This is a genomic window from Sphaerisporangium flaviroseum, from assembly GCF_039537005.1.
GTDB classification, from domain to species: Bacteria; Actinomycetota; Actinomycetes; order Streptosporangiales; family Streptosporangiaceae; genus Sphaerisporangium; species Sphaerisporangium flaviroseum.
Map to the genome: position 1 here is coordinate 92,981 of NZ_BAAAZR010000039.1, position 6,245 is coordinate 99,225.

The following is a 6,245-nucleotide window of genomic DNA, read 5'->3' on the forward strand; positions in this document are numbered from 1 at the left end:
CCATCCAGGCCACCTTGCCGAGCCTCTGGCAGGGCAGGCCGCCACTCCCGCAGCGCGCCGGAACTCATAGGCTCGGGTGCGCACGCGTGAGATGGCGGCGCTCCGAAGATTTTCGCGATTTTCGCGAACCGGGTGGCGGCGGAGGTCCGGGATCGGCCGGCGGTCCCGACGTCTCCGGTGAACAGGCACAGACCGCAGTGCCGGTGAAAGGAGAGACCGTGAAATACATGATCTTGACCTACGGGTCCCAGCAGGACTACGACGGCATGGCCGGTCAGGCGAGCGGCCAGCCGGCCTGGTCCGCGCAGGACTTCGCCGCGATGGGCGCCTTCATGGAAGCGTTCAACAAGGACCTGGAGGAGTCTGGCGAACTGGTCGAGACGCGGGGTCTGGCCGCCCCGGTCCACACCAGGAGAATCGGATCGCACAACGGCACCCCGGTCGTCACCGACGGGCCCTACGCCGAAACCCAGGAGGTCCTGGCCGGCTACTGGATCGTGGAGTGCGACAGCTTCGACCGGGCCACCGAGATCGCCGCCCGGCTGGGCGACTGCCCCGCCCCCGACCACGTCGCCGCACGCGCCTACGCCGACATACGGCCCATCGCCGAATCCCACGCCGAGATGGATCTCTGACCGCTTCCATGCCCGACACCAGTGCCGAGGACCTGCTGCGCCGGCTGGCGCCGCAGGTCCTCGGCGCGGTGGTACGGCGCTACGGGCACTTCGACACCGCCGAGGACGCGACCCAGGAGGCGCTGCTGGCCGCCACCACCCAATGGCCCAAGGACGGCATCCCCGACAACCCCCGCGCATGGCTGATCACGGTCGCCTCACGCAGGCTCACCGACCTTCTGCGCAGCGACCAGGCCCGCCGCCACCGCGAGGACACCCTCGCCCGCTGGACACCCCCCGGCCAATGGGTGACACCCGCCGCCGACCGGCCACCGGCCGAATCCGACGACACCCTCATCCTGCTGTTCATGTGCTGTCACCCCACGCTGTCACCGGCCTCACAGATCGCCCTCACCCTGCGGGCGGTCGGCGGCCTGACCACCGCCGAGATCGCCCGCGCCTTCCTGGTCCCCGAGGCCACCATGACCCGCCGTATCAGCCGGGCCAAGCAACGCATCAAGGACAGCGGCATCCCCTTCCGCCTGGCGGCGGGCGCCGAGCGCGCCCAACGGCTCGGCGCGGTCCTCCACGTGCTCTACCTGATCTTCAACGAGGGCTACGCCAGCACCTCGGGGCCCAGCCTGCACCGCGACGAGCTGTCGGCCGAGGCGATCCGGCTGGCCCGCATGGTCCACCGGCTGCTGCCCGACGACGGCGAGGTCACCGGCCTGCTGGCGCTCATGCTGCTCACCGACGCCCGCCGGCCCGCACGTACCGGGCCCGACGGCGGGCTGATACCGATGGCCCAGCAAGATCGCCGTCTGTGGAACGCCGGCCACATCGCCGAGGGCGTGGCGCTGATCACCGGCGCGCTCGGCCGGGGACCCGCCGGCCCCTACCAGCTCCAGGCGGCGATCGCCGCGCTCCACGACGAGGCGCCCAGCGCCGAGGCGACCGACTGGCCACAGATCACCGCGCTGTACGAGGCGCTCATGGGCATGTCCGCCAACCCCATGGTCGCCCTCAACCACGCCGTCGCCGTGGCCATGGCCCACGGCCCGCACGCCGGGCTGAGCCTGCTCCACAAGCTCCAGGCCGACGAGCGCATCGCCGGGGACCACCGCCTGTACGCGGTCCGCGCCCACCTGCTGGAGATGACCGGTGAGCACCGGGCGGCGCGCGAGTCCTACCAGGAGGCGGCCCGGCGCACCACCAACCTCCCCCAGCAGCGCTACCTCCACGCCCAGGCCGCCCGCCTGCCCCACGACTAGAACCACGCCGCCAGGACGGTCCGGCTAGGGCCGCCCCGCCCGCCAGGACCGTCCTGCCAGGTTCGGCCCGCCGGGACCTTGAGATCTCCCGCCAGGACCGTCCTGCCAGGACCACCGCCGGGACCGTCCTGCCAGGACCACCGTCAGGACCGTCCCGCCGGGACCGTCTCCCGCACGCGGCGGGCCGCCGTGACCATGGCGGCCAGCGCCGCCTCCACCTGCGCGTAGGTACGGGTCTTCAGCCCGCAGTCGGGATTCACCCACACCCGCGCCGCCGGCAACGCCTCCACCGCCGCCCTGAGCCAGGCCTCCACCTGCGTGACGCCCGGCACGCGCGGGGAGTGGATGTCGTACACCCCTGGGCCCAGCCCCCGCCCGAAACCGGCCACAGCCGGCTCGGCCAGGATCCGCGCGTGCGATCGTGCCGACTCGATGCTGGTCACATCGGCGTCCAGGGCGTCGACCGCGGCCAGGATCTGCTCGGCGTCGGAGTAGCACAGGTGCGTATGGATCTGGGTACGGTCGCCCGCACTCGAGGTGGCCCGCCGGTAGGCCCGGACGGCCCACTCGAGGTAGGACTCCTGTGACGCCCGGCGCAGCGGCATCAGCTCACGCAGGGCCGGCTCGTCCACCTGGATGATCGAGATGCCCGCCCGCTCCAGGTCGGCGACCTCGGCGCGCACCGCGTCGGCCACCTGGAACACCACATCGCGAAGGGGCAGGTCGTCCCGGACGAACGACCAGGCCACGATGGTGACCGGCCCGGTGAGCATCCCCTTGACCGGCTTGGCGGTCAGCGACCGCGCGTAGGAGGCCCAGCGCACCGTGATCGGCGCCGGCCGGCGCACATCGCCGTGCAGGATCGGCGGTCGGGTGCAACGCGAGCCGTAGGACTGCACCCACCCGTGCCGGGTGACGGCGAAACCCTCCAGGTGCTCGGCGAAATACTGCACCATGTCGTTGCGCTCGGGTTCGCCGTGGACCAGCACGTCCAGGCCCAGCCGTTCCTGCAGGGCGATCACGTGCTCGATCTCCGCGCGCACCCGCCGGTCGTAGGCGTCCTGATCCAGCCGCCCGGCCGCCAGCGCGGCGCGCGCGGCCCGCAGTTCGCCGGTCTGCGGGAACGACCCGATCGTGGTGGTCGCCAGCGGGGGAAGCCGCAGGTGCTCGGCCTGCGCGGCCGCGCGCACCGGATAAGGGCTGCGACCCGGCTCCTCGGCCGCGGCCCCGGCCGCCGCCACCGGTCCGGGTGCCGCCACCGGTCCGGGTGCCGCCACCGGTCCGGCCGCCGCCACCGGTTGGGCCGCCGCCACCGGTCCGGGTGGGGTCACCCGCAGGTGGGCGCCGGGGGACCCGGCGGCGTCGAGCAGGCTCGCCGGTCCCATCACCTCGCGGCCCGGCTCCTCGGTCGCGGGCCCGGCCGCCGCCACCGATGGGGCCGCCGGCAGGGGAGCGGCGTCGAGCAGGCCCGCCAGCTCCACCACCTCGCCTACCTTCTGGTCGGCGAACGACAGGCGCCGGCGCAGCCGCGGATCCAGGTCGCTCTCCAGCTCCACGTCGTAGGGGACGTGCAGCAGCGAGCACGAGGTGCTCACCACCACCCGGCCGGCGTGGGCGCGCAGGGCCACCAGCGCGGCCAGTGCCCGCTGCGGGTCGGTACGCCACACCTCCCGCCCCGACACCACCCCGGCCACGACGGTCTTGCCCGCCAGAACCTCCAGCTCCGCCGTCTCGCCCTGCCCGCTGAACCCGTATCCGGCTGCGCCGTGCACCAGGTCCACCCCGATCGCCTCCACCGGGGTTCCCGCCAGCACCGGCAGCGCCTCGCCCAGGTGCCCGAAATAGGAGGCCACGAACAGCCCGGGGCGCTCGGTCAGCGAGCCCAGCCGCTGGTAGGCGGTGCGGACGGCCTCCAGTTCAGCGCCGGTGCGGTCGGCCACCAGCGCCGGCTCGTCCAGCTGCACCCACTCGACCCCTTCGGCTGCCAGCTCGCCCAGCAGCCGCTCGTACACCCCGACCACGTCCGCCAGCCGGTCCAGCGGGACGAAACCGGCCGGGCTGCCCGGCGCCGCCTGCGACAGCAGCAGAAACGTCACCGGGCCGAGCAGCACCGGCCGCGTCCGCAGGCCCAGCGCCCGCGCCTCCCGCACCTCCGACACCGGCTTGTCCCCGGCGGGCGCGAACTCGGTGCCCGGGCCGATCTCCGGCACGATGTAGTGGTAGTTGGTGTCGAACCACTTGGTCATCCGCAGCGGTGCCACACCGTCGGTGCCCCGGGCCATGGCGAACACGGTGTCCTCGGGGGAGCCGGCGCGGTAGCGGGCGGGCACCGCCCCGAGCGACACGGCGGTGTCGAGGACCTGGTCGTAGAAGGAGAAGGTGTTGGAGGGCACCGCGCCAAGACCCAGCCCCTCCAGCCGCCGCCAGGTCCGCTCCCGCAGCTCACGCCCGGTGCTCCGCAGGTCCTCAAGGGTGCACCGGCCCTCCCAGTACGACTCCAGCGCCCGCTTCAGCTCCCGGCGCGGCCCGATCCTCGGGTACCCCAGCACCGTGGAGTCGGGAAAAGGCGATGTGCGTGCGGTGGTCATGCGGGCTCCCTGCGTCGCGGTGGATCGGACGCGGGCATCCTCCCCGATCACGACCACCACCACCGCGATCAATTCACATCACTTATGGATCGGCCGGCGGGGGAGTCCGGCCGGGTGACCATACTTGGAGCGTGCAACCAGCCCCGCCGCTTCGTGAGATCCACTGCTTCGCCCGCGTGGCCCGGCACCTGAGCTTCTCGCGCGCAGCGGCCGATCTCGGCATGTCCCAGCCCGCGATGAGCCAGGCCATCGGCCGCTTAGAGCAGTCGCTGGGCATGCGGCTGTTCGACCGCACCAGCCGCGAGGTCCAGCTGTCGGCGGCGGGAAAGGCCCTGCTGCCGTACGCGCGCACGCTGCTGGACACCGCCGCCGCCTTCTCCGCCGAGGCGGCGCGGCTGGCCGAACCGCCCCGCCCGATCATTCGCCTTGCTTATGCACCCCTGGTCGGCAGCCTGGCGGCGCGGGCCGCACGGCGGCTGGCCCAGCGCGAGCCGGCGATCGAGGTGGAACTGCGCCCGGCGGGCTGGCGCGCCGCCACGCAGGCCCTGACGCGCGGCGAGGTCGCGGTGGCCCTGCTGAGCGCCCCGTTCCCCACCGGCTTCACCACCGGCGCCCGGTTCGGCGTTCGGGTCGGCCACCTGGCCGTACCGGCGGGCGACCCCCTGGCGGCCCTGTCCCAGATCACCCCCGGACTGCTCGGGCGGTACAAGGTCCTGCTCCCCGCCAACCGGCCCCACGGGGGCATGTGGGCACGGGTCGCCGCCACGCTGAACGGCCCCCACCAGCACCATGTCGTGGCCGACGACATCGACGACTTCGCCGCCATGCTCGACCTGGTCGCCGCGGGAACGGGACTGCTGCCGGTGCCCCAGCTGCTGGCCACCTGGATCCGCCGCCAGGACGTCCGCTTCGTCCCCTTCGACGGCGGCGACCTGCGCATGACCTACGGGCTGGCCTGGTCCCCCGAACGGGTCTCACCGGAGGTGATGACCCTGATTCACGCCGTCCAGGAGACGCTGTGGACCCGCTGACCCCTCGCCGCCCGCAAGGCCCTGGCCTGCGGCTTTCCTCGATCCGCATCACCTGGTCTCGTAAAGGTCACCGAGGACACCATCCGGCCGAGGGCAGGGGCGCCCGGAGGAGCCGGTCACCTCAGGACCCGACACCGAACCCGCCGTACGAGCCGCGCTGACGCCGCAGCTCGTCCGCCGGCAGTACCTCAACAGGGCACAGGACACCACCCTGGTCAGCTTCCTGGGCCGAGTCCTGATCGACGCACAGCGATGACGGTCTGACGTTCGACGTGATGCATGGCCGCGGTGGCGCCAGGTCCGCTCAAGGTGACCGTCGCTCAGCGTGCGTCCGTCGTCAGCACTTCGCTCTGCGCCGGTACGGCGGGTGGGGCCTGGCCTCGCAGCCGATCCATCTCCCGCCATTCGGGCCGCAGCCCCGTCAGGCTGGTGGTCAGCGCGTAGGCCGCCCCGCCTGCGAGCAGCACCGGCGCCAGCCCCGCGGCCGCCACCGCCACCCCGCTCACCAGCCCGCCGAGCGGGATCCCGGCCCAGGCAAGGGAGTCCTTCAGCGCGTTGACCCGACCCAGCAGGTGCCGCGGCACCCGCTCGTATGAGATCGCCCCAAGGATCGGGTTCAGGAACCCGCAGGCGAACCCGCCTATCGCGAATACCGCCAGCATGGCCCATACCGGCGCGTCCAGGGGTGCCGTTAACGAACGTGTCACCAGCCCCAAACGCGGATGATCATGACCGGTGAGG

General features: G+C 73.0%; 4 protein-coding genes and 1 pseudogene. 3 read left to right on the plus strand and 2 right to left on the minus strand.

All coding sequences use genetic code 11. The features are described 5' to 3' along the window. The first annotated feature begins 227 nt into the window (after window positions 1-227). Entirely contained in the window at window positions 228-635 is a 408-nt protein-coding gene (locus tag ABD810_RS33840) for a YciI family protein (RefSeq protein ID WP_344950354.1), read from the plus strand. Between the two features lie 8 nt (window positions 636-643). After that, entirely contained in the window at window positions 644-1,885 is a 1,242-nt protein-coding gene (locus ABD810_RS33845; protein WP_344950342.1) for an RNA polymerase sigma factor, read from the plus strand. A gap of 143 nt (window positions 1,886-2,028) precedes the next feature. Here ABD810_RS33845 and metE read toward each other — a convergent pair whose 3' ends face one another. Then, window positions 2,029-4,473 (minus strand): 5-methyltetrahydropteroyltriglutamate--homocysteine S-methyltransferase, encoded by a 2,445-nt coding sequence (metE, locus tag ABD810_RS33850; RefSeq protein WP_344950345.1) that lies wholly within the window; start codon window positions 4,471-4,473, stop codon window positions 2,029-2,031. 131 nt (window positions 4,474-4,604) lie between these two features. Here metE and ABD810_RS33855 point away from each other — a divergent pair, with 131 nt between their 5' ends. Then, window positions 4,605-5,504, plus strand: a complete 900-nt coding sequence (locus ABD810_RS33855; RefSeq protein ID WP_344950348.1) for a LysR family transcriptional regulator — start codon at window positions 4,605-4,607, stop codon at window positions 5,502-5,504. Window positions 5,505-5,824: 320 nt separating this feature from the next. Here the strand turns inward: ABD810_RS33855 and ABD810_RS33860 are convergent. Next, a pseudogene (locus ABD810_RS33860) lies at window positions 5,825-6,245 on the minus strand (hypothetical protein); the annotation flags it as partial.

Excerpts from the sequence above, each read along its gene's own strand:
- ABD810_RS33840 (WP_344950354.1), top strand. The coding sequence starts at position 228 with ATGATCTTGACCTACGGGTCCCAGCAGGACTACGACGGCATGGCCGGT.
- ABD810_RS33845 (WP_344950342.1), top strand. The coding sequence starts at position 644 with ATGCCCGACACCAGTGCCGAGGACCTGCTGCGCCGGCTGGCGCCGCAG.
- metE (WP_344950345.1), bottom strand. The coding sequence starts at position 4,473 with ATGACCACCGCACGCACATCGCCTTTTCCCGACTCCACGGTGCTGGGG.